Origin of the sequence: Fuscovulum ytuae, from assembly GCF_029953595.1 — a bacterium.
In the GTDB taxonomy this organism is placed as follows: Bacteria; Pseudomonadota; Alphaproteobacteria; order Rhodobacterales; family Rhodobacteraceae; genus Paragemmobacter; species Paragemmobacter ytuae.
Genome location: NZ_CP124535.1, coordinates 980,565 through 1,006,489, shown reverse-complemented (window position 1 = coordinate 1,006,489; position 25,925 = coordinate 980,565). Strand labels below are relative to the sequence as shown.

Annotated in this window: 23 protein-coding genes; 11 read left to right on the top strand and 12 right to left on the bottom strand. The window is 62.9% G+C overall.

Features of this window, described 5'->3' with window-relative positions; genetic code table 11:
• Positions 1 to 136: 136 nt before the first annotated feature.
• On the bottom strand, positions 137 to 547 hold the full coding sequence (locus QF092_RS04955; protein WP_281468189.1) for a Fur family transcriptional regulator: 411 nt from the start codon (positions 545 to 547) through the stop codon (positions 137 to 139).
• A gap of 184 nt (positions 548 to 731) precedes the next feature.
• Between QF092_RS04955 and QF092_RS04950 the strand changes: the two genes are divergently transcribed.
• The 4 genes from QF092_RS04950 to QF092_RS04935 all read left to right on the top strand — a co-directional run bounded on the left by QF092_RS04950 (position 732) and on the right by QF092_RS04935 (position 7,762).
• Positions 732 to 1,655, top strand: a complete 924-nt coding sequence (locus QF092_RS04950; RefSeq protein WP_281468187.1) for a DMT family transporter — start codon at positions 732 to 734, stop codon at positions 1,653 to 1,655.
• 427 nt (positions 1,656 to 2,082) lie between these two features.
• Positions 2,083 to 5,754 (top strand): vitamin B12-dependent ribonucleotide reductase, encoded by a 3,672-nt coding sequence (locus QF092_RS04945; protein WP_281468186.1) that lies wholly within the window; start codon positions 2,083 to 2,085, stop codon positions 5,752 to 5,754.
• Positions 5,755 to 5,917: 163 nt separating this feature from the next.
• Entirely contained in the window at positions 5,918 to 6,439 is a 522-nt protein-coding gene (locus QF092_RS04940; RefSeq protein WP_281468184.1) for a hypothetical protein, read from the top strand.
• 75 nt (positions 6,440 to 6,514) lie between these two features.
• Positions 6,515 to 7,762: a Coenzyme F420 hydrogenase/dehydrogenase, beta subunit C-terminal domain gene (locus tag QF092_RS04935; RefSeq protein WP_281468181.1), complete on the top strand. Its 1,248-nt coding sequence runs from the start codon at positions 6,515 to 6,517 to the stop codon at positions 7,760 to 7,762.
• A gap of 141 nt (positions 7,763 to 7,903) precedes the next feature.
• On the opposite strand, the gene gluQRS is transcribed toward QF092_RS04935, so the two are convergent.
• The 5 genes from gluQRS to gyrA all read right to left on the bottom strand — a co-directional run bounded on the left by gluQRS (position 7,904) and on the right by gyrA (position 13,666).
• A complete protein-coding gene (gene gluQRS, locus QF092_RS04930; protein WP_281468179.1) occupies positions 7,904 to 8,740 on the bottom strand; it encodes a tRNA glutamyl-Q(34) synthetase GluQRS in 837 nt (278 codons plus the stop codon).
• Positions 8,737 to 10,074: a methylenetetrahydrofolate--tRNA-(uracil(54)-C(5))-methyltransferase (FADH(2)-oxidizing) TrmFO gene (gene trmFO, locus QF092_RS04925; protein WP_281468177.1), complete on the bottom strand. Its 1,338-nt coding sequence runs from the start codon at positions 10,072 to 10,074 to the stop codon at positions 8,737 to 8,739. The genes gluQRS and trmFO overlap by 4 nt, the downstream gene beginning before the upstream one ends.
• Positions 10,075 to 10,152: 78 nt before the next feature.
• On the bottom strand, positions 10,153 to 10,530 hold the full coding sequence (locus QF092_RS04920; RefSeq protein WP_281468175.1) for a DoxX family protein: 378 nt from the start codon (positions 10,528 to 10,530) through the stop codon (positions 10,153 to 10,155).
• Positions 10,531 to 10,647: 117 nt separating this feature from the next.
• Positions 10,648 to 10,950 (bottom strand): hypothetical protein, encoded by a 303-nt coding sequence (locus QF092_RS04915; protein ID WP_281468173.1) that lies wholly within the window; start codon positions 10,948 to 10,950, stop codon positions 10,648 to 10,650.
• Positions 10,943 to 13,666: a DNA gyrase subunit A gene (gene gyrA, locus QF092_RS04910; RefSeq protein ID WP_420026496.1), complete on the bottom strand. Its 2,724-nt coding sequence runs from the start codon at positions 13,664 to 13,666 to the stop codon at positions 10,943 to 10,945. Before gyrA ends, QF092_RS04915 begins: the two co-directional genes overlap by 8 nt.
• A gap of 194 nt (positions 13,667 to 13,860) precedes the next feature.
• On the opposite strand from gyrA, the gene QF092_RS04905 reads away from it, so the two are divergent.
• A complete protein-coding gene (locus QF092_RS04905) occupies positions 13,861 to 14,142 on the top strand; it encodes an usg protein (protein WP_281468169.1) in 282 nt (93 codons plus the stop codon).
• 148 nt (positions 14,143 to 14,290) lie between these two features.
• On the opposite strand, the gene QF092_RS04900 is transcribed toward QF092_RS04905, so the two are convergent.
• Entirely contained in the window at positions 14,291 to 15,337 is a 1,047-nt protein-coding gene (locus tag QF092_RS04900) for an ornithine cyclodeaminase (protein WP_281468167.1), read from the bottom strand.
• Complete coding sequence (gene rocF / locus QF092_RS04895; protein ID WP_281468165.1) at positions 15,337 to 16,263, bottom strand: arginase; 927 nt, start codon at positions 16,261 to 16,263, stop codon at positions 15,337 to 15,339. Before rocF ends, QF092_RS04900 begins: the two co-directional genes overlap by 1 nt.
• 108 nt (positions 16,264 to 16,371) lie before the next feature.
• Here rocF and QF092_RS04890 point away from each other — a divergent pair, with 108 nt between their 5' ends.
• From QF092_RS04890 to QF092_RS04870, 5 genes are all read left to right on the top strand, one after another.
• On the top strand, positions 16,372 to 16,803 hold the full coding sequence (locus QF092_RS04890) for an Lrp/AsnC family transcriptional regulator (protein WP_281469773.1): 432 nt from the start codon (positions 16,372 to 16,374) through the stop codon (positions 16,801 to 16,803).
• 237 nt (positions 16,804 to 17,040) lie between these two features.
• Positions 17,041 to 19,011: a heme lyase CcmF/NrfE family subunit gene (locus QF092_RS04885; RefSeq protein ID WP_281468163.1), complete on the top strand. Its 1,971-nt coding sequence runs from the start codon at positions 17,041 to 17,043 to the stop codon at positions 19,009 to 19,011.
• Positions 19,008 to 19,466, top strand: coding sequence for a cytochrome c-type biogenesis protein (locus QF092_RS04880; RefSeq protein WP_281468161.1), 459 nt, complete (start codon positions 19,008 to 19,010; stop codon positions 19,464 to 19,466). Before QF092_RS04885 ends, QF092_RS04880 begins: the two co-directional genes overlap by 4 nt.
• Positions 19,467 to 19,529: 63 nt before the next feature.
• Positions 19,530 to 20,306, top strand: a complete 777-nt coding sequence (locus tag QF092_RS04875; RefSeq protein ID WP_281468160.1) for an enoyl-CoA hydratase-related protein — start codon at positions 19,530 to 19,532, stop codon at positions 20,304 to 20,306.
• Between the two features lie 95 nt (positions 20,307 to 20,401).
• Complete coding sequence (locus QF092_RS04870; protein ID WP_281468158.1) at positions 20,402 to 20,950, top strand: DUF2062 domain-containing protein; 549 nt, start codon at positions 20,402 to 20,404, stop codon at positions 20,948 to 20,950.
• A 59-nt stretch (positions 20,951 to 21,009) separates the two neighbouring features.
• Here QF092_RS04870 and ilvN read toward each other — a convergent pair whose 3' ends face one another.
• Both ilvN and QF092_RS04860 read right to left on the bottom strand, forming a co-directional pair.
• Positions 21,010 to 21,570 (bottom strand): acetolactate synthase small subunit, encoded by a 561-nt coding sequence (gene ilvN / locus QF092_RS04865; RefSeq protein WP_281468156.1) that lies wholly within the window; start codon positions 21,568 to 21,570, stop codon positions 21,010 to 21,012.
• A gap of 77 nt (positions 21,571 to 21,647) precedes the next feature.
• A complete protein-coding gene (locus tag QF092_RS04860; RefSeq protein ID WP_281468154.1) occupies positions 21,648 to 23,402 on the bottom strand; it encodes an acetolactate synthase 3 large subunit in 1,755 nt (584 codons plus the stop codon).
• Between the two features lie 409 nt (positions 23,403 to 23,811).
• On the opposite strand from QF092_RS04860, the gene QF092_RS04855 reads away from it, so the two are divergent.
• Positions 23,812 to 24,414, top strand: coding sequence for a glutathione binding-like protein (locus QF092_RS04855; RefSeq protein WP_281468152.1), 603 nt, complete (start codon positions 23,812 to 23,814; stop codon positions 24,412 to 24,414).
• Between the two features lie 43 nt (positions 24,415 to 24,457).
• On the opposite strand, the gene QF092_RS04850 is transcribed toward QF092_RS04855, so the two are convergent.
• Complete coding sequence (locus tag QF092_RS04850) at positions 24,458 to 25,372, bottom strand: calcium/sodium antiporter (protein WP_281468150.1); 915 nt, start codon at positions 25,370 to 25,372, stop codon at positions 24,458 to 24,460.
• Between the two features lie 167 nt (positions 25,373 to 25,539).
• The gene (locus tag QF092_RS04845) at positions 25,540 to 25,923 is read right to left on the bottom strand and encodes a VOC family protein (RefSeq protein WP_281468148.1); all 384 of its coding nucleotides are present in this window, start codon (positions 25,921 to 25,923) and stop codon (positions 25,540 to 25,542) included.
• Positions 25,924 to 25,925 lie beyond the last annotated feature (2 nt).

Sequence of the window (25,925 nt, the reverse complement as noted above, 5' to 3'; positions counted from 1 at the left end):
CAGGGGGATGCTTAAAGTGGCGGCAGGCAAGCGCCGGTATCGGCAAGCTGTTACGTCCAAGGACCCTAGCGATGGCCACCCGCGTAAATGGTGTTCCCCGTCGCAGCATTGGATGCAGGGGCCAGATGGGCAGAAGTCAGTTCTTTTTTAGCGGAATGCCCAGAAGTTCCAACCGATGGCCGATCAGCTTATAGCCCAGACGCGCCGCAATCTTTTCCTGCAAGGCTTCGATTTCGGGGTCTACAAATTCGATTACATCGCCGGAATTCACATCGATCAGATGGTCGTGGTGATCGCGTTCGGCATCTTCGTACCGCGCGCGCCCATCGCCGAATTCCAGCTTTTCGAGGATGCCCGCCTCTTCGAAAAGCTTCACCGTGCGATAGACCGTCGCAATAGAGATACGCGGATCAATCTTTGCCGAGCGGGCATAAAGCTCTTCGACATCCGGGTGATCGTCGGATTCGTCGATGACGCGGGCGACCACCCGGCGTTGATCTGTCATGCGGAGGCCTTTGGCCTCACAGCGGGCGATGATATCGGCCATCTCCTGCCTCGTTCCTGTTCCCTTTCATGCCGTTTACGTGAATTTCCATGCCCGCATCCAGTGCTAACGATTCGCAAGCTGCTTGTCTTTTCAGCGTGTTGCCCTAGCGACGAGTGGCGGGGCAGTTGACTTCGCCTGACGGCCAACGGAACTGTGGCGCATTGGTCGGGGAGGGGTGGGCTGCATGCGCAAGGAGAGGCTAGATGCCTTCGGTGGGGCGGCGCTTTTGGGGATCACGCTTCTTCTGGCCTTTAACCAGATCATCGTGAAATGGGTGAATGACGGGTTGCAGCCTGTCTTCTTTGCCGGGCTGCGGTCAGTTCTGGCCGTGCTGTTCGTCGGCGCATGGCTTTATTGGCGGGGGAGGCCACCGCAATTGCGGCGCGGCGATCTTGGGGCGGGGCTTCTGATCGGGACGGTGTTTGCGCTGGAATTCCTGTGCTTGTTCCTTGCGCTTGATCTGACGGCGGTCAGTCGCGCGTCCGTCATCTTTTATTCCATGCCGGTCTGGTTCGCGATCATGGCGCATTTCGTGCTGCCGGGGGAGAAGATCACGCCGATCCGAGCGGCGGGTCTGGGGCTGGCCTTCGCGGGCACGGCTTGGGCGATCCTGTCGCGGGCCCCGGACGCGGCGCAGGGCAGTCTTGCGGGCGATCTTTTGGCCTTGGGAGGGGCCTTTGGTTGGGCGGCGACGGCGCTTGTGGCGCGGGCGTCGCGGCTGCGAGAGGCTGGGGCAGAGATGCAGCTTTTTTGGATGGTCCTGGTTTCGGGGCCGATTCTGCTGCTGGCCGCGCCCTTCTTCGGGCCGCTGATCCGCGAGTTGGAGCCTGCGCATATCGGTGGGCTGATCTTTCAATCGTCCCTCGTGGTGGCTGGGGGCTTTATCGGGTGGTTGTGGCTCCTGTCTGTCTATCCAGCGGCGACGGTGGCGAGCTTTTCCTTCCTGACCCCGATCCTTGCCATCCTACTCGGTGTGGTGGTCTATGATGAGTCGCTGACCCTACAGGTGGTCGGTTCCGCCGCGCTGGTTGGGATGGGGATCGTGCTGATCAACCGGCGGCAGAAAGCCGTGAAAGAATCGGCAGCTGCGGGTGGGGCAGGCCGATAACGGCGTCGCCCGCTTTTCACGCATGCCATGAAAGCCCCGCCGCAACCCTAAGCCAAGGCGCGGAAATCCGGGCTTGTCCAAGATTTTTCGGCAGGTTTTCCCCAGAGTTTTCCCCGGAATCTGCCTAGGATCGGCGGCGTCCCGCCGCCCTGTTGCAGGAAAATCGTCAAGCAAAAAATCGCCTGTCAAAGGTTAAAAATGTAATTGATCCTGACGCAGCTTTACGACAGTTTGACGAAGTAAGCGGTGAGGCCACAAGATATAGTGGCGTATCGACAGGCAGGATCTGACCACCACGGAAAAAGGGCATCAACGCTGGTGCCATATTCTTCTGCCCTTGGGCAGTGGGACGGCGCAGCCTTGCCAACCGCACGAGATTTAACACGGATGGGGCGCAGGCCCCGCCAGAATTGGAGACGGGGCAGCAATGAAAATCGAACGCAAATTCACGTCCGAAGCGACCGGTGCCTATGGTGCAATGTCGTTCAGCACGACAACGTCGGAAATCCGCAATCCCGACGGCAAGGTCGTTTTCCGCAACGAGGCGGTTGAGGTTCCGGAGGGCTGGAGCCAGGTTGCCTCGGACGTTCTGGCCCAGAAGTATTTCCGCAAGGCGGGCGTTCCGGCACGGCTGAAGCGCGTGAAGGAAAAGGGCGTGCCGGAGTTTCTGTGGCGGTCGGTGCCCGATGAGGCCGCGCTGGCGGATCTGCCAGAGGGCGATCGTTTCGTAGGCGAAACCTCGGCAAAGCAGGTCTTTGACCGTCTGGCTGGCGCGTGGGCCTATTGGGGCTGGAAGGGCGGCTATTTCACGACCGAAGCCGACGCCCGCGCCTATTATGACGAGATGCGCTTCATGCTGGCCCGCCAGATGGCTGCGCCGAACAGCCCGCAATGGTTCAATACGGGCCTGCACTGGGCCTATGGTATCGACGGCCCGTCGCAAGGGCATTTCTATGTGGATTATCAAACCGGCAAACTGACGAAGTCGGATTCGGCCTATGAACATCCGCAACCGCACGCCTGTTTCATCCAGTCGGTCAGCGATGATCTGGTGAACGAAGGCGGGATCATGGACCTGTGGGTGCGTGAGGCGCGTCTGTTCAAATATGGCTCTGGCACCGGCACCAACTTTTCATCCCTGCGGGGCGAGGGGGAGAAACTGTCGGGCGGCGGCAAGTCGTCTGGCCTGATGGGCTTCCTGAAGATCGGTGACCGCGCGGCGGGGGCGATCAAATCGGGCGGCACGACGCGCCGCGCGGCGAAGATGGTGATCTGCGACATGGATCACCCGGATATCGAGCAGTTCATCAACTGGAAGGTGATTGAAGAGCAGAAGGTCGCCTCTCTTGTCGCGGGCTCGAAAGCGCATGAGCAGAAGCTGAACGAAATTTTCGCCGCCATCCGGCAATGGGACGGGTCGTCCGAAGATGCAGTCGATCCGGCAAAGAACGCCGCGCTGAAGGCGGCGATTCGGTCGGCCAAGAAGGCGATGATCCCCGACACTTATACCAACCGCGTTCTGCAATATGCGCGGCAGGGCTTCACCTCGATCGAATTCCCGACCTATGACACGGATTGGGATAGCGAGGCTTACATCACCGTTTCGGGGCAGAATTCGAACAACTCGGTCCGCGTGACGGATGCCTTCCTCAAGGCCGTGCAGAATGATGAGGATTGGGCCTTGATCCGTCGCACCGACGGCAAGGTATCGAAGACCATCAAGGCGCGCGACCTTTGGGATCAGGTGGGCCATGCCGCATGGGCCTGCGCCGACCCTGGCATCCAGTTCCATGACACGGTGAACGCGTGGCACACCTGCCCGGAGGATGGGCCGATCCGGGGGTCGAACCCCTGTTCGGAATACATGTTCCTTGACGACACGGCCTGCAACCTTGCCTCGATGAACCTGCTGACTTTCTTCAAGGATGGCCGGTTTGACGCGGATGCCTATGTGCATGCAACGCGGCTTTGGACGGTCACGCTGGAAGTTTCGGTGATGATGGCGCAGTTCCCGTCCAAGGAGATTGCCCAACTGTCCTATGACTTCCGCACGCTGGGCCTTGGCTATGCCAATATCGGCGGCCTTTTGATGAATATGGGTCTTGGCTATGACTCGGTCGAGGGCCGCGCACTGTGCGGCGCGTTGACCGCGCTGATGACGGGGATCACCTATGCCACCTCGGCCGAAATGGCTGCGGAACTGGGGGCTTTCCCGGGCTATCAGCGGAACGCCAAGCACATGCTGCGCGTGATCCGCAATCACCGCCGCGCAGCCTATGGCGAGATGTCGGGTTATGAGGCCGTCAACGTCAACCCGGTGGCGCTGGACCACGCGAATTGCCCGGATCAAGCGCTTGTTTCCCTTGCGAAATCGGCTTGGGACGAAGCGCTGGCCCTGGGCGAAAAGCACGGCTATCGCAACGCCCAGACGACGGTGATCGCGCCCACGGGGACCATCGGCCTTGTCATGGATTGCGACACGACGGGGATCGAGCCGGACTTCGCGCTGGTGAAGTTCAAGAAGCTGGCAGGGGGGGGTTATTTCAAGATCATCAACCAGTCTGTCCCTGCAGCGCTGGAAATGCTGGGCTATTCCTCGTCCCAGATCGCCGAAATCGTGGCCTATGCCGTTGGCCATGGGTCCTTGGGCAACTGCCCGGGCATCAACCACACAGCGCTGATCGGCCACGGCTTTGGCCCGCGCGAGTTGGAAAAGATCGAAAGCGCTCTGCCTTCGGCTTTTGACATCCGCTTTGTCTTTAACCAGTGGACGCTGGGGGAAGAGTTCTGCAAGGGCACGCTGGGTATCCCGGCCGAAAAGCTGGCCGATCCGACCTTTGATCTGCTGCGCCATCTTGGGTTCACCAAGGCACAGATCGAAGCGGCGAATGACCATGTCTGCGGGACGATGACGCTGGAAGGCGCGCCTTTCCTGAAGACGGAGCATTACCCGGTCTTCGATTGCGCCAATCCCTGCGGCAAAAAGGGTAAGCGCTTCTTGTCGGTGGAAAGCCATATCCACATGATGGCTGCGGCGCAGTCCTTCATCTCGGGTGCGATTTCCAAGACGATCAACATGCCCAACTCGGCCACGATCGCGGAAACGCTGGCGGCTTATGAACTGTCATGGTCGCTGGGGATCAAGGCAAATGCCCTTTATCGTGACGGGTCCAAGCTGAGCCAGCCGCTGGCTGCGGCGCTGGTCGAGGATGACGAAGAGGCCGAAGAAATTCTCGCCACCGGGTCGGCACAGGAAAAGGCCGCCGTTCTGGCCGAGAAGATCGTCGAGAAGATCGTGGTGAAGGAGATCATCCGCACGCATCGCGAAAAGCTGCCGGAACGCCGGAAGGGCTATACCCAGAAGGCGATCGTGGGGGGCCACAAGGTCTATCTGCGCACCGGGGAATATGGCGATGGCCGTCTGGGCGAGATTTTCATCGACATGCACAAGGAAGGTGCGGGCTTCCGGGCGATGATGAACAACTTCGCCATCGCGGTGTCGGTGGGCCTGCAATATGGCGTGCCGCTGGAAGAGTTTGTGGAAGCCTTCACCTTCACGCGGTTCGAACCGGCGGGGATGGTGCAGGGGAACGATTCGATCAAGAACGCGACCTCGATCCTTGACTATATCTTCCGCGAACTGGCGATCAGTTATCTGGACCGCACCGACCTTGCCCATGTGAAACCGCAGGGCGCGGCCTTTGACGACCTTGGCCGTGGCGATGACGAGGGTAAGCGCAACTTCGGTGAGGTGAGCGATACGGCAGCGTCGAAATCGGTGGAACTGCTGAAGTCGATTTCGTCGACCGGCTATCTGCGCAAGCGCCTGCCACAGGAGCTTGTGGTGTTCCAAGGCGGGATGGGGGCAACGGCCCTTTCGACCGGGACCGATGGCCTTGCCGCGATCAGCGCGATGATGCCCGAAGTGGGCACCTCAACCGCGTTGGGAACCGGGACGGTCAGCATGGATGCCCGCACCAAGGCCAAGATGCAGGGCTATGAAGGCGATCCTTGCGGCGAATGCGGCAACTACACGCTGGTGCGCAACGGGACCTGCATGAAGTGCAACACCTGCGGCGGGACAAGCGGGTGTAGCTGAGGCGGGTTCTAGGAGCTTAGGGTTTGAAAGGGGCGGCATCGGCGACGGTGCCGCCCTTTCCTTTGGGGCATCCCTTGGTCTGCCACCAATCCGCCTTGCCAGCCTGCCCATCCTTGCTGGATCGGTTATACCCTTTGCCATCCGCAACCGGAGGGCGGAACAGATGTCGCGCATCTTTGACCGGGTAACCCTCGCTGCTTCGCTTCTTGCGCCGCATGTGGCGCTGGATTGGACAAGGCCGCGTCGGCGTGGGGCGACCATGATTTCGACGGCCCGGATTGGCGCAGTGTCGGATGTGGTGATCCAGAGTGTTGATCCGCTTGAGGATGCTGGCGATCCCTGTGGTGGCCTGTCGGCCTGGAGCCGTGTGCAGACCGGCGATTTCGATCCCGTTCCCATCCGCTTCTGGGCCTATACGCGCCTGACCGATGCGCAGGCTTGGGCCGGGTTGCGGCAGGCCGTCCATCACCGTCTCCTTGTGCTGGCGCAGGCGCATGTCCTTCTGTCGCGCAGGCCCTTGGACGAGGTGATGTCGGGTCTTCGGTTGACAGATAGCGACAGCGCGCGCCATTCGGTGTCACTTTTGACCGGGCGGGACAGCGTAGCGGGGGATTTGGCCGGGTTGATTGCCGATCTGCATCGCCCGCCAGCAACCGGCCTAGATCGAACTGTAAGGCAAAGTTGACAGTTTATCTGGACGGATTGCTTGTCACGCACTAGCTTTGGCGAGGGGCCAGCCCGGCCCGCAAGCGAGGCGCAGATGCCTGACGGCCCATTTCCCAGTCTTCCCGGCCTTGAGGCCCCGCCTTTGCACGGTGCGGCGCGACCGGGGCTTTGCACCGATTGTGGCGTGTCGCGGATGGGGGATGGCAAGGCCTGCGGAAAGGCCTGCCAATTCATCGCGCCGGACTATCCGGCACGGGAAATTGCTGTGCATGGCCGTGTGGCTGATCCGGGGCAGGGTGAGGAGGGGTTCTTCGGCGTGACGCGGCGGATGCTGCGGGCGCGGATGACCGAACCTTTGCCGGGGGCGCAGTGGACGGGCATCACCACGGCTATTGCGGCGCGGCTTTTGGAATCGGGGGCGGTAACGGCGGTGCTGGCGACGGCGCCGGATCCCGACGATCGCTGGAAGCCGATGCCTGTGATTGTGACTGATCCGGCGGCCCTTGTCGGGGTGCGGGGGATGCGGATGGGCTTTGCGCCGACGCTTGCGCTTCTGGAACCTGCGATGGCGGCGGGGCATCGGCGGATTGCAGTTGTGGGCATTCCTTGCCAGATCCATGCCCTGCGGGTGTTGGAGGCGGAATTGGGGTTGGAGCGGCTTTATGTCATCGGCACGCCCTGTTCGGACAACACGACGACCGAGAATTTCCATCATTTTTTGGCGCAGATCGATCCGCGCCCGGACAGGATCAGCTATCTAGAGTTTCGCGCGGATTATCGGGTGGAATTGCGCTATGACGATGGCCGTGCGACGCGGACGGTGCCCTTCCTGAAACTGCCACTGTCCAAGCTGCCCGCCGATTTCTTTCCAATGACGTGCAAGACCTGTGTCGATTACACCAACCGTCTGGCCGATATCACCGTGGGCTATATGGGCGGGGATGGCGATCAATGGGTGATCGCGCGGAATGCGCGGGGCGAGGAGATGCTGTCGCTGCTGGCCGATCTGCTGACCCTGCGGCCTTTGACGGATAAGGGCAAGCGGCAGGCGGCGGTGAAGGGGTTTCTGGGCAATGTGGCGCGGGCGGCGGGTGGTCTGCCGCTGCGCGCCATGCCCGATTGGGCGCGGCCCATCGCGGCCTTCTTGCAGCCAAGGATCGGGCCGCGCGGATTGGAGTTCGCGCGGGCGCGGGTGGAGATGAAGGCAATCGAGACGGTGCTGCACCTACGCCGCAGCTTTCCGGCGCGGGTCAAGTCCATGGTGCCGGATCATGTCTGGCGACTGGTCGCGCCCTATGGGTTGGAACGGGAGCAGGACGAGGTGCCACATGATGAGCGGTGATCTTGCGGCGCGCTGACGCGCAAGCCTTTCCTGTCGCCTACGCGCAGTTGCGCTTCGGCTCCGCGTGAAGGGGCGTTCGGCCACCTCTTGTCCCGCCTGCAGCGTGCCAATTCACACCTTGAGGGTATTAATGAAGCTGCGTCAGAGGCCGACCATGCGGCGGATGTCCTGCGGGGTGGCCCCGTCGGCGCGGTATTTGACGATGGCACGGGCGTCGTCGCGTTTTGCCAGCCGCTTGCCCTGATCGTCGCGGATCAGGCGGTGGTGGTGGTAAGTCGGGGTGGGTAGGCCGAAGAGGCGTTGGAGGATGACTTGCACAGGCGTGAAGTCGAACAGGTCTTTGCCCCGGATGACATGGCTGATGCCTTGATCGGCGTCGTCAAAGGCAGAGGCGAGGAAATAGGCCACGATATCCTCGCCCTTGCGCGATAGGACGACATCGCCGATCTGGGCCAGGGCGGTGGCACGGTCGATCAGGTGGGTGCCCGCGTGGCGGGGGCCGGTTTCCACGAAAGAAGGGTTTTCTGGCAGGGCGTCGAGTGCGGCGGCAAGGTTCAGGCGCAGCGCATCGCCGGGGCGGCGGTCGGCCATGGGCCGATGGCGGCAGGTGCCGGGATAGACGGCGAAGGCCACGCCTTCCTGCGGGGCGGAAAGAGCCGCGCGGATATCGGCGCGGGTGCAGGAGCAGGGGTAGAGGAGGCCCCGGTCGGCCAGCGGTTCAAGGCGGGCGTTATAGGCGGCGATCTTATCGGATTGGCGGAAGATCGGGCCATCCCATGTGAGGCCAAGCCATGTGAGGTCTTCGACGATCTGCGCCTCCCATTCCGGGCGGCAGCGGTCGAGGTCGGTGTCTTCCATCCGAAGCAGGAACTCCCCCCCGGATGCGCGCGCCATGTCATGGGCGAGGATCGCAGAATAGGCGTGGCCGAGATGCAGGGGGCCGGTTGGCGACGGGGCAAACCGGGTGCGGAAGGTCATTGTGTGGCAAGCCAGTTGCGGAAGCTATCCTTCGCGCGGTCGGTATAGGCCTTGTAGCGGTCCTTGCGGCCCTTGCGCCCGCCCTTTGCATCGATCGGGGGGAAGAGGCCGAAGTTGACGTTCATCGGCTGGAAGGTCTTGGCATCCGCCCCGCCCGTGATGTGGGTGATGAGGGCCCCCATGGCGGTATCAGGGGGCGGGGGCGCAAGGTCGCGGCCAAGGATTTCGGCTGCGGCCATGCGGCCCGCAAGCAGGCCCATGGCGGCGGATTCGACATAGCCTTCGACCCCGGTGACCTGCCCGGCAAAGCGCAAGGACGGGCGGGATTTCAGCCGCATCCTATCATCCAGAAGCGTGGGCGAGTTGATGAAGGTGTTGCGGTGGATGCCGCCAAGGCGCGCGAAAGAGGCATTCTGAAGCCCCGGAATCATTTTAAAGACAGAGGTTTGCGCGCCGTATTTCATCTTGGTTTGAAAGCCCACGATATTGTAGAGCGTGCCAAGCTTGTTGTCGCGCCGCAATTGGACCACGGCATAGGGCTTTACATCCGGGCGATGTGGATTGGTCAGACCAACGGGCTTCATCGGGCCGAAGCGCAGGGTTTCGCGACCGCGTTCGGCCATCACCTCAATCGGGAGGCAGCCATCGAAATAGCCGGCTGTTTCGCCTTCGTGGAACTCGGTCTTTTCGGCGGCCAGCAGGGCGTCGATGAAGGCCTCATATTGGGCCTTGTCCATCGGGCAGTTCATATAGGCGGTTTGTTCTTCCTCTGTCTCGCCCTTGTCATAGCGCGACTGCATCCATGCGACCGACATATCCACGCTTTCGGCATAGACGATGGGGGCGATGGCGTCGAAGAAGGCAAGGTGTTCGGCACCTGTCGCGGCGCGGATGCTTTGTGCCAAGGCGCCGGATGTGAGGGGGCCTGTGGCGATGATCCAGTGGCCGGTCGTGGGAAGGTCGCGGATTTCGCCTTCCTGAATGGTGATCAGGGGGTGGTCGCGCAAGGCGCGGGTCACCGCTTCGGCAAAGGGGTCGCGGTCCACAGCCAGCGCTCCGCCTGCGGGCAGACGATGGGCGCGGGCGGTTTGCATGATGATCCCGTCGGCGGCGCCCATTTCCCAATGGAGAAGGCCCACGGCGTTGCGTTCGTCATCATCAGATCGGAAGGAATTGGAGCAAACCATTTCCGCAAGATGGCCGGTTCGGTGGGCAAAAGTGCCGACCTTGGGGCGCATTTCGTGGATGGTGACGGGCACGCCCATGCGGGCGGCCTGCCATGCGGCCTCGGCCCCGGCCATGCCGCCGCCGATGATGTGGAGTGTCTCGGTCATAGGGCGGATTTAGGGGGTTTGATGGAAATAGAAAAGGGCCGAGGCGGACGCCCCGGCCCTTTGTGTGCGGGATATCTATCAGGCCTTGTCGAGGGCCAGCTTGCCTGGGCCGTGAATGGCGAACATCAGAAGGCCGCCCGCGATGGCGAGGTTCTTCAGGAACATGGCCGCCTGCATCTGATCGGCGAAATTGAAGTGGTAGAGGAGCGCCGCCACCACGCAGAAGGCGGCGGTGGCGAGGGCCACGATCCGGGTCTGGTAGCCGATGATCAAAAGGATGCCGACGGCAAGTTCGAAGATCACCGCAGGCCAAGCGAGGAAGGCGGGAAGGCCGCCTGAGGCGAGATAGCCGGAAAAGCCCGCCACGTCGCCCAGTTTGCCCAAGCCGGCAAGCAGGAAAAGCAGGCCAATGAGGACGCGACCCGCGAGAGGGCCATAGGTGTTGAGTGCTTGCATGATCAGAAGGGTCCTGTCCCTGTGTGTGCTGCCCCGACACAGAACTGCCGGGATGGGAAAGGGCTAACATGAGTCTTTCGCGCACCAAATGGGCAAGGGCGCAAGGGTGATGTGCAACTATGCAGAGATGGCGCGGAGAGCGGCGCGCGTTTCGGCAATATAGGCCGCCTGGTCGGCGGGGGTGAGGCCGAGTTCGGCGAGTTTCAGGAAAAAGCCGGGGGCGGGGAGGCCGCCTGACAGGCGGCCCTCCATCAGGGCGGCGCGTTGGGGGGCGCCTTGGGCGGCATCCTCTTCCATCAGCCGTTCAAGAGCATCTGTCAGATCGGCGACGCGAAGACCCATATCACGGGCCAACGCGCCGTAAGTTATTGTTTTCCCTTGCGCGGCCAGCGTGGCCAGCCGCGCTGCAAGGTCATTCATCGCCCTGTTCGGCCACGCGGGCGACGGAAACGACTTCTTCATCAGCGCCGACATTGAACACCTTCACCCCCCCGGCCGAGCGGGAGCGGAAGCTGATCTGTTCCACCGGCACCCGGATCGATTGGCCGGTGGAGGTGGCGAGCATGATCTGATCCGACATCTCGACGGGGAAGGAGGCGACGAGTTTGCCGCCGCGCATTGCGCCATCCATTGCCTTGACGCCCATGCCGCCCCGGCCCCGGACCGGGTAGCCGTGTGAGGAGGAAAGCTTGCCCGAACCGCCTGCGGTGATCGTGAGGATCAGGTCTTCGGCGGCGGACATTTCGGCGTAGCGTTCGGTGGAAAGCTGGCCGACCGATGTGGTTACGCTTTCTTCATCATCATCGGCCTCGGCATCGTCTTCCACGGCACCGGCCATCAGGCGGCGCTGTTTCAGATAGGCCTCGCGTTCTTCTGGTGTGGCCTCGAAATGGCGGATGATGGCCATGGACACGACCTTGTCGCCCTCCGCCAGACGGATGCCGCGGACACCGGTGGAACCACGGGATTTGAAGACGCGGATATCGGTGGTGGGGAAGCGGATGGCGCGGCCGCCTGCGGTGACGAGCATTACGTCATCGTTTTCATCAGCAATGGCGGCATTCACCAAGCTGACGCCTTCGGGCAGGTTCATCGCGATCTTGCCGTTGCGTTTGACATTGGTGAAATCGGACAGATCGTTCTGGCGCACGTCGCCATCGGAGGTGGCGAAGACGATCTGAAGCTTTTCCCATTCTTCTTCCGGCACATCGACGGGCATCAGGGCCGCGATGGAGACGCCGTTCTGGATGGGCAGGATGTTGACGATGGCCTTGCCCTTAGCGGTGCGGCCTGCCAGCGGCAGGCGCCATGTCTTCATCTTGTAGACCATGCCGTCGGTCGTGAAGAAAAGCAGATGGGTGTGGGTATTGGCGACGAAGAGCGTGGTGACGACGTCATCCTCTTTCGTCTGCATAGAGGCGAGACCCTTGCCGCCCCGGTTCTGGGACCGAAATTCGGCCAGCGGCGTGCGCTTGATATAGCCGCCCGAGGTGATGGTGACGACCATATCTTCGCGTTCGATGAGGTCTTCATCCTCCATATCCCCGGACCAATCCTGAATTTCGGTCCGGCGGGGGACGGCGAAGAGGGCTTTCACCTCGCGCAGCTCGTCCGAGATGATGGTCATTATGCGGTCGCGCGACGACAGGATGTCGAGGTAATCCTTGATCTTGGCGGCGAGTTCTTCGAGTTCGTCGGTCACCTCTTTCACGCCGAGCGCGGTCAGGCGTTGCAGGCGCAGGTCGAGGATGGCGCGGGCCTGTGCTTCGGACAGGTTATAGGTGCCGTCCTCATTCATGGTGTGCGATGGGTCGTCGATCAGGCGGATATAGGCGGCGATGTCGGCGGCGGGCCAGCGGCGGGTCATCAGCTTTTCGCGCGCCTCGGCGGCATCGGCAGAGGCGCGGATGGTGCGGACCACCTCATCCACATTGGAAACGGCGACGGCGAGGCCGCAGAGGATGTGGCTGCGTTCGCGCGCTTTGCGCAGTTCAAAGGCCGTACGGCGGGCGACAACTTCTTCGCGGAAGGTGATGAAATGCGTGAGGAAATCGCGCAAACCGAGTTGTTCCGGGCGGCCGCCATTCAGCGCCAGCATGTTACAGCCGAAGGAGGTTTGCATCGGCGTGAAACGGTAGAGCTGGTTCAAGACGACATCAGGGGTGGCGTCGCGTTTCAGTTCGATCACCACGCGTACGCCGATGCGATCGGATTCGTCGGCAACGCCCGAGATGCCTTCGATCCTTTTCTCGCGCACCATTTCGGCGATTTTCTCGATCATCGACGCCTTGTTCACCTGATAGGGAATCTCGTCGAGGATGATAGCGAAGCGATCCTTACGAATTTCTTCCACCCGCGTTTTGGCACGGATGATGACGCTGCCGCGCCCTTCCAAATAGGCCTTGCGCGCGCCGGAGCGGCCAAGGATCACGCCGCCCGTGGGAAAATCCGGGGCGGGGATGATGTCCATCAGCGCCTCGGTCGAGAGGTCGGGGTTTTCGATAAGCGCAAGGGTGCCGTCAATGACTTCGCCCAAGTTATGGGGCGGGATGTTGGTGGCCATGCCGACCGCGATGCCGCCTGCGCCGTTGACGAGCATGTTGGGAAAACGGGCGGGGAGGACCGTGGGTTCACGGTCCTTGCCATCATAATTGTCCTGAAATTCGACCGTTTCCTTGTCGATATCGGCCAGAAGGAAGGCGGCTGGCTTGTCCATGCGCACTTCGGTGTAGCGCATGGCAGCGGCGGCGTCGCCGTCCATGGAGCCAAAATTCCCTTGTCCATCAAGGAGTTTGAGGGACATGCTGAAGGGCTGCGCCATGCGGACGAGGGCATCGTAGATCGCGCTGTCGCCATGGGGGTGGTATTTCCCCATCGTGTCGCCCACCGGGCGGGCCGATTTGCGATAGGGCTTATCATGCGTGTTGCCGGATTCCTGCATGGCAAAAAGAATGCGGCGGTGGACGGGTTTCAGCCCGTCGCGCAAATCGGGGATGGCGCGGCTGACGATCACGCTCATGGCGTAGTCGAGATAGGCAGTCTTCATCTCATCCGCGATGGAGACCTGGGGGCCGTGCCACGCGGATTTCGGTGCGGAATCGTCTGCGTTTTCAGGGGTTTCCGGGGTATCGTTCACGTGAGCCTCTGACTTCCGGCGCGCGGCCTATATCTTGTTGTCGGCGACCTTACACCATCCTGCATATGGGGTGCAATGCGCGAAGGGCTGGGCAATTGGCAGCATTGTTGTGTGAGTGACAACATATTGAAATCATTGCAAGAAAGTGCGAATCAATGCAGCCTTTCCGCAGGGGGGCAAGCAAGGAGGCGCGCATGGCAACATTGGACGGGCGCAGCGAGACGGAGTTGATGCTGCGGGGATATGGTCTGACGACGGCGGAGTTTTTCTACCGGATGCCAGATTATCGTAATGTTCTCAATACCTTCGTGTGGCAGCACTATGATCTGGCACCGGATTACCCGGAACTGTTCCGGTTCATCGAGTTCTGGCAGGAAAAGATCGAGGGACCGCTGCATTCGGTGCGGTTTACGCATCGGAAAATGATCAGCCCGGGCGAATGGCGGAACGTGGTGGGGGAGTTCCGGCTGCACTGAAAAGGGCTGCAACGGCTGTGCCCTGTTTTGTGCAGCAAACTGTGGGCACGTAGCGCGCGCCTTGTCAGGGTTTTGGTAAGGTGGGGTTTAACCCCACCCTCCGGTAAGTTGTGGGGGGCGGACCCCGGGGGCAGGGCGTTCATAGACGTCAGGCTGCGCGCAGGAGCATCCCGAAGAGGTCGCGCGGGTCGTCTGGGTCGGCGATCATGTCGAGGTCTTCGTAAAGGCCCGTCTCGGCCAGTTTCGACCGGATATAGGTGAGGGCCGAGAAATCCTCGATCGCGAAGCCGACGCTGTCAAAGAGGGTGACCTGCGCCGGGTCCCTGCGGCCGGGGGTGCGACCGGCGATGACTTCCCAGAGTTCGGTCACGGGGTGGTCGGGGGGGAGTTGCTGAATCTCGCCTTCGATGCGGGTCTGGGGTGGGTATTCGACGAAGATGGAGGAGCGCAGCAGGATGTCGCGGTGCAGTTCCGTCTTGCCGGGACAGTCGCCACCCACGCCGTTGATATGAACGCCGCTGCCGACCATGTTGTCGGACAAGATGGTGGCGTTGGTCTTGTCGGCGGTGACGGTGGTGATGATCTGAGCGCCGAGGATGGCGTCTTCGGCCGTGCGGCATTGGGTGATCTTCAGGCCACGGCCCGCAAGGTTCCGGGCGCATTTCGCCGTGGCGGCGGGGTCAATGTCGTAAAGCCTGAGATCGGTGATGCCGCAGACGGATTTGAAGGCCAGCGCCTGAAATTCCGCCTGCGCGCCATTGCCGATCAGGGCCATGGTAGTGGCGCCTTTGGGGGCAAGCCATTTCGCGGCCATGGCGCTTGTGGCTGCTGTCCGCAGGGCGGTGAGGATGGTCATTTCCGACAGAAGGACCGGGTAGCCGGTTTCAACATCGGCCAGAAGGCCGAAAGCGGTGACAGTTTGCAGCCCGCGCTTCATGTTGGAGGGGTGGCCGTTGACATATTTGAACCCGTAGGTTTGTCCGTCCGATGTCGGCATGAGTTCGATCACGCCCACATCGGAATGCGAGGCGATGCGGGGTGTTTTGTCGAATTGGCCCCAGCGGAGGAAATCGGCCTCGATGGCGGCGGCAAGGTCGGTGAGCATCCGTTCCACGCCGATGCGGTGGACGAGTTTCATCATCCGGTCAACGGACACGAAGGGGACGATATTCAGTTTATCTTGGGGGATCAGCATCACAGATGGCCTCTGGTTGGGCGGTCAAAGACCTTGCGACCCATGAGGGAGGCGACGAGGTCGACCATCAGCCGCGCGGTGCGGCCGCGTTCATCAAGGAAAGGGTTCAGTTCCACGAGATCAAGCGAGGTGACGAGGGCGGATTCGTGGAGAAGTTCCATCACCAGATGGGCTTCGCGGAAGGTGGTGCCGCCGGGGACGGTGGTGCCGACGGCGGGGGCGATAGAGGGATCGAGGAAATCCACGTCTAGCGAGACATGCAGCATGCCGCCCGCGTCGCGCACGCGGGTGAGGAAAGCGCGGAGGGGGGCGACGATGCCATTTTCGTCCAAGACGCGCATGTCGTTGATGGCGATGTCATGGGTGAGGAGGGCGGCATGTTCGGCCGGGTCGACCGAGCGGATGCCGTAAAGGCAGATGTTCTGCGGCGGGATCGGGGCCGGGAAGGGGGGGAAGGCGTCGAACCCATCGCGGCCCGCGATATAGGCCACCGGTGTGCCGTGCAGGTTGCCGGAGGTCGTGGTCAGCGGCGTGTGGAAATCGGAATGCGCGTCCAGCCAGAGGAGGAAGAGGGGCCGGCCATTGCGTTTGGCATGGGCGGCGGCACCCGAGACAGAGCCGAGCGCGAGGGAATGATCGCCGCCCATGATGATGGGCAGCCCGCCTTGGGACAGGGCGTCATCGGTGCGGTCGGCGAGCGTTTCCGTCCAGCCGACGGTTTCGGGCAAGGAATGGACGGAAGGGTTGGGGCAGGTGAGGGGTTTGAGGGCGGGGAGGGCCACATCGCCCCAGTCTTCGACACCATGGCCCAGATCGCGGATCGCCTGTGCGATACCCGCCACGCGATAGGCCGAAGGGCCCATCAGGCAGCCGGGATAGCGTTGGCCCGTATCGATGGGGGCGCCGATGAGGATGGTTTTGGACATGCGACTTCTCCTTCGTCGCAAGGGTCTTTCCGGGTTGCGGCAAAATCCAGCGTTGTTATGGTCGATCTGGACAGGGGATTGACCGAAACGGCGGAGAAATTGGCCATGATGGATGAGGTGGATCAGCGGCTGGTGGCGGAGTTGCGCCGGGACGGGCGGGCGGCGCTGTCCGATCTGGCCGATCGCTTGGGGTTGAGCCGGGCAACGGTGCGGGCGCGGATGGAGCGGCTGACGGCGAAGGGCGAGATTGCGGGGTTCACCGTGCTGACGCGGGCGGATGTGAGCGCGTCCCCGGTTCGGGCCTTGATGATGATCGGGATCGAAGGGCGGGGGGGCGAGAAGATCATGGCGCGGTTGGGCGGTCTGCCGCAGGTGCAGGCGGTGCATTCGACGAATGGGCGGTGGGATGTGATCGTGGAATTGGGGACGCAGACCCTGCTGGAGTTGGATGAGACGATCCACCGCATCCGGGCGATGGAAGGGGTGACGGTGTCGGAGACGAACCTTCTTTTATCGACGCGGAAGGCGGGGCGGCGGTAGGGTTGCGGGGGAACCCCCGGCCCCGTCGCCGTGAAGGACGGGGGAGGGGAGGAGGCCCGGTGATGCGGCCTGGCTTGGGTGGTGGCGGGGTGATTTGAGTATTTGGGCCAAGATGAAGGGGCGGGTGGCTTTGCGGCGATCAACCCTTCGTCAGGGGCTGCGACGCGGGGGCGCATCCCCATTGGAGTGGGCGGGATTTGCGCCTATGGTCGGGCCAAGCAATTGGGAGGGGCCGCGATGATCGTGGAGCTTGGGCATTTCGCGCTGATATTGGCGCTGGCGGTGGCCATCATCCAATCAACCGTGCCCCTGATCGGGGCCGAGCGGCGCAATGCGGCATGGATGGCGGTGGGCGATCCGGCGGCGGTGGTGCAGTTCCTGCTGGTGGGCTTTTCCTTTGCGGCGCTGACTTATGCCTTCGTGATGTCTGACTTCTCGCTTTCGCTGGTTGTCAGCAATTCGCACACGCTGAAGCCCATGATCTATAAGATTTCCGGGGTATGGGGGAACCACGAGGGATCGCTGCTGCTGTGGGTCTTGATCCTTGCCTTGTTCGGGGCCTGTGCGGTGTGGTTCGGGGGGAACCTGCCGCCGCAGTTGAAGGCGCGGGTCTTGGCGGTTCAGGGGATGATTGGGGTGGCCTTCCTTCTGTTCATGCTGCTGACATCAAACCCGTTCCTGCGCCTGGCCATTCCGCCGCTCGACGGGCAGGATCTGAACCCGTTGTTGCAGGACCCCGGCCTCGCCTTCCATCCGCCCTTCCTTTATTTGGGCTATGTGGGCCTTTCGATGAGCTTTTCCTTTGCGGTGGCCGCGCTGATCGAGGGGCGGGTGGATGCCGCATGGGGGCGTTGGGTGCGACCTTGGACGCTGGCGGCTTGGGTCTTTTTGACGATCGGCATCGCGCTGGGGTCTTGGTGGGCCTATTACGAGCTTGGCTGGGGCGGGTTCTGGTTCTGGGACCCGGTGGAGAATGCGTCCTTCATGCCATGGCTGATTTCGGCGGCCTTGTTGCATTCGGCCATCGTGGTGGAGAAGCGGGAAAGCCTGAAAGCCTGGACGATCCTTCTGGCCATTCTGGCCTTTGGCTTTTCGCTGGTGGGCACATTCATCGTGCGGTCGGGGGTCATCACCTCGGTCCATGCGTTTGCCAATGACCCGGAACGGGGTGTGTTCATCCTGTTGATCCTTGGCGTCTTCATGGGCGGGGCGCTGACCCTGTTTGCCGCGCGGGCGGGGGTTATGGAGGCGAAGGGTGTGTTCGGCGTGGTCAGCCGCGAAAGCGCCTTGGTGGCCAACAACATCCTGTTGGCCGTGTCAGCCTTTGTGGTGTTCTTTGGGACGATCTGGCCGCTTTTGGCCGAGATGCTGTTTGACCGGAAGTTGAGCGTGGGGGAGCCCTTCTTCAACGCGGCCTTTTCGCCCTTTGTGGTGGCGCTGGCGGTGATCCTGCCTTTGGGCGCAATGATGCCGTGGAAGCGGGGCGATGCGTTGCGGGGGATGCGGCCCCTGTGGCCCGTGCTGGTGCTGGCCTTGTCCTTGGGGGCGCTGGCTTGGGCGATGCAGACGGGGCGTAGCGCCCTTGGTCCGGTGGGTGTGCTGCTGGGGGTCTGGGTTCTGGGCGGCGCGCTGGCGGATTTCTGGACGCGGACGGGGCGCGGGGCCTTTGGGGGCCGGGTGGCGCGGATGGCGCGGCTGCCACGGGCCGATTGGGGGAAGATGGTGGCGCATGGCGGCCTTGGCATCACGATTTTTGCCGTGTCAGCCATGCTGGCCTGGAAGGTGGAGGATATCCGCGTGGTTCAGCCGGGGGAGAGTTTCCCCCTTGGCCCCTATGAGGTGACGCTTGTCGAGGTGCGCGAGGTGGAGGGGCCGAATTACCTATCCACCATGGCCGAGATGCGGGTGACGCAGGACGGTCAAGACGTGGCGCTGCTGTTTCCGGAAAAGCGGGTTTATCCGGTGGCGGGCATGCCAACGACAGAGGCCGCGATTGATTACGGGTTCCTGCGCGACGTCTATCTGGTGATTGGCGACCCGCAGGACAACGGTGGTTGGGCGGTCCGGTCCTATATCGAACCCTTTGCCAATTGGCTGTGGGGCGGGTGCCTTTTAATGGCGCTGGGGGGGGTGCTGAGCCTGTCTGATCGGCGCTATCGCGTGGCGGCGGGGGCGCGGCGCGTGCCTTCGGGGGTGCCTGCGGAATGAGGGCGGTTACTCTTGCGCTGATGCTGGCGGTGGCCTTGCCCGTGGCGGGGCCTGCGCTGGCGGTGCAGCCGCATGAAATGCTGGACGATCCGGCCCTTGAGGCGCGGGCGCGGGCGCTTTCCAAGGGGCTGCGCTGTCTGGTTTGCCGAAACGAGAATATCGATGACAGCGATGCGCAATTGGCCGCAGACCTGCGTGTCCTTTTGCGTGAGAGGTTGGTGGCCGGGGATACGGATGAGGAGGCGGTGGCCTTTCTTGTGGATCGCTATGGCGAATATGTGCTGCTCAATCCCCCGGCGACGGGGGTGAACCTTCTGCTTTGGGTGGCGGGTCCCGCGATGCTTCTGGCGGGGGTTGGGATTGCCTTTGCCACCTTCCGGCGGCGCGGTCAGGTCCGTGCCGAAGAGTTGAGCGAGGCCGAGCGCGCGCGGCTGACGGAAATCCTGAAGGAGTGACGCGCCGTCGGGCTTTTCCTTCCCTGCGGCCCGGATAGGGTGGGCGCAAAGGGGAGGCATGGCATGGCATATGAGACGATCACGGTGGCCGAGGCGGGTGGGGTGGCGACGATCACCCTGAACCGGCCTTCGGTGATGAATGCGCTGTCGTCACGGCTGCGGGGCGAACTTCTGACCGCATGGCGCGAGGTGGAGGCGCGGGCGCGCTGCATTGTGCTGACGGGGGCGGGGCGGGCCTTCTGTTCGGGACAGGATTTGCAGGATGCGATGGCGCTGGGGCAGATGGACCTTGGGCGCGTCCTGGCCGAGGAATATGAGCCGCTTTTGAAAGCGATCTATGATTGCCCGGTGCCGACGATTGCCGCCGTGAATGGGGCGGCGGCGGGAGCAGGGGCAAACCTTGCGCTGGCCTGCGATGTGGTGATCGCCTGCGAAAGCGCCTCATTCATACAGGCCTTTACGCGGATCGGGCTGATCCCTGATGCGGGGGGAACTTATTGGCTGCCACGTCAGGTGGGGATGGCCCGCGCGATGGGGGCGGCGCTGTTTGCCGAAAAGATCAGCGCGGCGCAGGCTGCGGACTGGGGGATGATCTGGGAGGCGGTGCCGGATGAGGGCTTTGCCGCCCATGTGACGGCGCGGGCGGGGGCCTTGGCTGCCGGGCCGACGGTGGCCTATCGGCTGGTCAAGCAGGCGCTGCGGGCGTCGCCGGGGAACGGGTTGGAGGCGCAACTTGCGCTGGAAGCGCGATTGCAGGGCGAGGCGGGGGCGACGGCCGATTTCCGCGAAGGGGTGGCGGCGTTTCTGGAGAAACGCCCGGCGCGGTTCACCGGGGCGTGACACGCAGATAGATTGGATCTTGTGCCGTTTTCGGGTTGTCCTGCCGCCGCCCCAGCCCCACTTTGCAAGGGAACCGGGCGCCGGAAGGGAAACGGATGCGGGATTGGCTGAAAGGTCTGGGGCGGATGCGGTCCTCGCTGGAGGGGAACCGCACGCTGCGGCCCGTGGCGGAATGGCTGCGCGCGCCGTCGATCTGGCATGTCAGCCGCCGCAGCGTGGCGCGCGGGGCGGCGATCGGGCTGTTCAGCGCCTTTGTGCTGCCGGTGGGGCAGGTCTTTCTTGCAGCGCTTATCGCGATCGTGACGCGGGGCAATGTGATTGTGGCCAGTCTGGCCACCCTTGTGACCAACCCCCTTGTGCTGCCTGCGATCTATGTCGCGGCCTGGCGGGTTGGGCGGGAAATCCTTGGCCCTGCGGAGGAAATCCGCGAGGTGCTGGAGGGGGAGCCTGTGGCGGCGGATTTCCTGAGCGGGCTGTCGGATGCATCGCTTTATACCGCGGTCGGGCTTTTGGTCTTTGCCACGGTTTCGGCGGTGATCGGCTATGTGCTGGTGCATGTCGTCTGGTGGGTGACGACCCGGGTCAAGATACGCCAGAGGCGGCGCAGAGCGGTGCAGCGCCGCGCCGCGCGGAGCGAAGTCTGAGGGAATGGTGATTGCCGCGCGGGCGGGGGGCTTGTCAGGCCCCACCCGCGCAGAGGACATCAGGCCCCGCGCGACAGGGCGGCGACGCCAGTGCGGGCCAGTTCGCGCAGGCCAAGGGGGCGCATCAGATCGGCGAAAGCGTCGATCTTTTCCGGCGTGCCGGTGATTTCGAAGACAAAGCTTTCCAGCGTCGAGTCGACGACATTGGCGCGGAAAATCTCGGCCAGACGCAGGGCTTCGATCCGTGCGTCACCCTTGCCTGCGACCTTGAACAGCGCAAGCTCGCGCTGCACGCAGGGGCCTTCCGCCGTCAGGTCATGGACTTCGTAGACGGCAACCAGACGGCCAAGCTGCGCCTCGATCTGGTCGATCACGGCGGGGGTGCCAGAGGTGACGATGGTGATGCGCGAGCGGTGGCCGGTATGATCGACCTCGGCCACGGTGAGGCTGTCGATATTGTAGCCGCGCCCAGAGAAAAGGCCGATGACGCGGGCAAGGACGCCCGGTTCGTTTTCGACGATCACCGCCAGCGTATGGCTTTCGATGACCGTGGCGTTGTGGTCGCGCAGGTCATAGGCGGAATGGCTGGTGGAGCCTTTTTTGATATTGAGCGCGGACATCCGCCACTCCCTTCATTTTCTGTCTAAATTATTTCCCATGCGGGTCCGGGGGCGGGTGAAACCCCCGGTCCGACGCATCACACCAGAACGGCGCCTTTGGCCCCGATGACGCCCTGCGTATCCGCCTCGCCCAGCAGCATTTCATTATGCGGCTTGCCCGAGGGGATCATCGGGAAGCAGTTTTCATGCTTTTCCACGAGGCAGTCAAAGATCACCGGGCCGTCATAGCGGATCATTTCCATGATCGCGTCATCAAGGTCCTTGGGGTGGTCGCATTTGATGCCCTTGCAGCCGAAGGCCTCGGCCAGTTTGACGAAATCAGGCAGGGATTCCGACCAGCTGTGCGAATAGCGTTCGCCATGCAGGAGTTCCTGCCACTGGCGCACCATGCCGAGGCGTTCGTTGTTCAGGATGAACTGCTTGACGGGCGCGCGGAATTGCATCGCGGTGCCCATTTCCTGCATGTTCATGAGCCACGACGCCTCACCCGCCACGTTGATGACCAGTGCCTCAGGATGGGCGATCTGCACGCCGATGGAGGCGGGCAGGCCATAGCCCATGGTGCCAAGCCCGCCCGAGGTCATCCAGCGGTTGGGATCTTCGAACCCAAGGAATTGCGCCGCCCACATCTGGTGCTGACCCACTTCGGTCGTGATGTAGCGATCCATGCCTTTGGTCAGCGCCTCAAGCCGTTGCAGGGCATATTGCGGCTTGATGGTCTTTTCGCTGTTCTTGAAGGACAGGCAATCGACGGCGCGCCATTCGTTGATCTGCTTCCACCACTTGGCAAGGCCGCCCTTGTTGGTCTTGGACCCGCGGGCCTTCCATTGGCGCAGCACCTCTTCCAGCACCAGCGTCACGTCACCGAGGATCGGGACATCGACGCGGATGACCTTGTTGATCGAGGAGGGGTCAATGTCGATATGCGCCTTGCGGGAATGGGGCGAGAAATCCTTGACCCGGCCCGTGATGCGGTCGTCGAAGCGCGCGCCGATATTGATCATCAGGTCGCAGCCATGCATGGCGAGGTTCGCCTCATACAGCCCATGCATGCCAAGCATGCCCAGCCAGTTCTTGCCGGAGGCCGGATAGGAGCCAAGGCCCATCAGGGTGGAGGTGATGGGGAAATCCGTTTCAGCCACCAGTTCGCGCAGGAGCGCACTGGCGCGGGGGCCGGAATTCACAACGCCGCCGCCTGTGTAGAGGATCGGGCGTTCGGCCTGTTCCATCATCTCAACCAGACGGGCGATCTGTTCGGGGTCGCCTTCGCGGCGGGGCTGGTAATGGCTGACGCGGGTCTTTTCCATCGGCGTGTATTCGGCCTGTGCGAATTGCACATCCTTGGGGATGTCGATCAGCACCGGGCCGGGGCGGCCGGAGGTGGCCACATGGAAGGCCTGATGGATGGTTTCCGACAGCTTCGCCGTGTCCTTCACCAACCAGTTATGTTTGGTGCAGGGGCGGGTGATGCCGACGGTGTCGGCTTCTTGGAACCCGTCGGTACCGATCATGAAGGTGGGCACCTGACCCGTCAGAACGACGAGCGGGATCGAATCCATCAGCGCGTCCACCAGACCCGTGACGGCATTGGTGGCACCCGGGCCAGAGGTCACCAGCACGACGCCCGGTTTGCCGGTGGACCGGGCATAACCTTCGGCCATGTGGACCGCGCCCTGTTCGTGGCGCACAAGGATGTGGCGGATGTCGTTCTGCTGGAAGATTTCGTCATAGATCGGCAGCACTGCGCCGCCCGGATAGCCAAAGACCACCTCGACGCCCTGATCCTTGAGCGCCTGCACCACCATCTTCGCGCCGGTCATCTGTTTCGTCATCTGCCATCACCTGTCATTCGGGGCCAAGCCCCCGCCATCGCGCAATAAAAAGCCCCCGGGTTTCGATCCGGGGGCGCATGGGAACCATAGGGTTTGCGTTACCGCCCCATGCGCCAAGACCCTACAAGTACGAGAATGCGGGACATGTCCGTTCCTCTGTTCGTCGCGGCGGACACTAGGGCGGGTGCGCAGGGGCGTCAACCGCAAAAGATGGCCTAAAGTGTCGCTGTGGTGCAAAAAATTGAAACTTCATTTCGTTTGGCGCGCCGTGAGGGCAATAAAAGGAAATCTCTGCGCTGCCGCACAGGGCTATCTGCCAGACTGAGTCGTCTTGCGCGTTGGTTGGCGTGGTGGTTCGGGGTAGATGCTGCCTTGGGGGCGGTTCGCCCCGGATGTAGGAGGGTCACCCATGAAGCTTTACTATTCGCCCGGCGCCTGTTCGCTGGCATCCCATATCGTGCTGGAAGAGGCTGGCGCGACTTATGAGGTGGAACGCGCCGATATCCGTGCCAAGAAAACGGCAGGCGGGGCGGATTTCACCGCGATCAGCCCGCGCGGGGCGGTGCCCGTTCTGGTGCTGGAGGGCGGCGAGGTGCTGACCGAGGGCGTGGCGATCATGCAATATGTGATGGATAGCGCAAAGCCCGGCGCGCTTCCTGCAGTGGGGACCCTGCAAAGGGCGCGGTTGCAGGAGGCGCTGAATTTCATTTCGACCGAGGTGCACAAGACCTATTCCCCCTTCTTCCGCGGGCTGGAGGGGGCCGCGCGCGAGGCGCAGCTGGCGCTCTTGAATGGGCGGCTTGCACTGATCGAAGGGCGGCTGGCGGATGGGCGGGATTACCTGCTGGGGGCGGCGTTTACGCCGGCGGATGCCTATCTCTTCACCGTGACCAATTGGTCGAAGGGGATCGGGCATGATCTTTCCGCCTTCCCGAAACTGGAGGCGCTGCGCGCGCGCATCGCTGCGCGCCCGGCGGTGACGGCGGCCATGAAGGCCGAAGGACTGATCTGAGCGGAAAGGGGGGTGCGGGGGGGCGGTTGCCCCCCCGTTGCCGTCATATCCCGGTCAGGACGATATAGCCACCATAGGCCGCAAGGAGCAGCACACCCGCGATGCGGGGCAGGCCGCCCAGAACGACGGCAAGGATTGTCAGGCCCACGGCGGTGGCGGCGACCCAAGGCATGTCGATTGCGGCAAAGCGCGGATCGGCGGGGATCGGGGTGATCAGAGCGGTGATCCCCAGAATGCTGAAGATGTTGAAAATGTTCGAGCCGACCACGTTGCCCACGGCAATCTCGGTCTGTTTGCGGATGGCGGCGATGGCAGAGGTGGCAAGTTCGGGCAAGGAGGTGCCGACGGCCACGATGGTCAGGCCGATCACCGCCTCGGACACCCCGAAGGCGCGGGCAATTTCGGTGGCGCTGTCCACAAGAAGGCGTGCGCCGATCACGAGGACGACCAGGCCACCCAGCGTCATGGCCCAGGCTTTCCATTGTGGGATATCGCCAAGCGTGGCCTCTTCTTCATCGACCTTGCCCGTCAGGAAGGCGGTGGTCAGGAAGGCGATAAGACCGATGGCAAGGATTGCCCCTTCCATCCGTGTCACCTGACCGTCAAGCAGCATGAACCAGACGGTGGCGGTGGCGGCGAGCATGAAGCCAAGGTCGCGCCAGAGTTTGCGCACCGGGATCAAAAGCGGCGCGATGACAGCGGAGACGCCTAGAATCAGCAGGATATTGGCGATGTTCGAGCCCAGCACATTGCCGATGGCAATGGCGGGTTGTCCGGCCAGCGCGGCCTGAACCGAGACCAGCAATTCCGGGGCGGAGGTGCCGAAACCCACGATGGTGAGGCCGATCACCATGGGCGAGAGGCGGAAATGGCGGGCCACGGCGCTGGCCCCACGGACGAGATATTCGCCGCCAAAGAAGAGGGCGACGAGGCCCACCACAAAAAGGAGATAGGTCATTCTTTTTCCCTGCTGCGGCCGCCAAAGGGGCGGCCCTTGCGCGCCCCCCCTAGGTCGGGTGCGGATTTGCGATGACAAGGGGCAGGGGTGGGAAAAAGCGCATCGTCGAGGCGGATGGACACGCCTGCCGTTGCGCGCCTGCCACTTTGCGGCGTGGTCCGACTGGGTCAGGCGGGCTGGATCAGGTCCCAGCGGTTGCCGAAGGGGTCGCGCCAGATGGCGACGGTGCCGTAGGGTTCATGGCGGGGGGCTTCCTCGAAGACCGCGCCGGCGGTGATCAGGCGGGCGGCGGTGGCCGCGAAATCGTCGGTTTCAAGAAAGAGCCAGACGCGGCCTGCGCCCTGCGCGCCGATGGTGGCCTGTTGTTCGGGGGTGGCGGCACGGGCAAGGACAATGCGGCAGCCGCCCCCCGGCGGTTCCACCGTAACCCAGCGCTTGGTGCCCTGATCGATATCGGCGCTCAGGCGGAAGCCCGCAGCAGTAAAGAAGCGGATGGCGTCGTCATAGTCAGGGACGATGAGGGCGATGGCGCCAAGGCGGGATTGGCCCATCC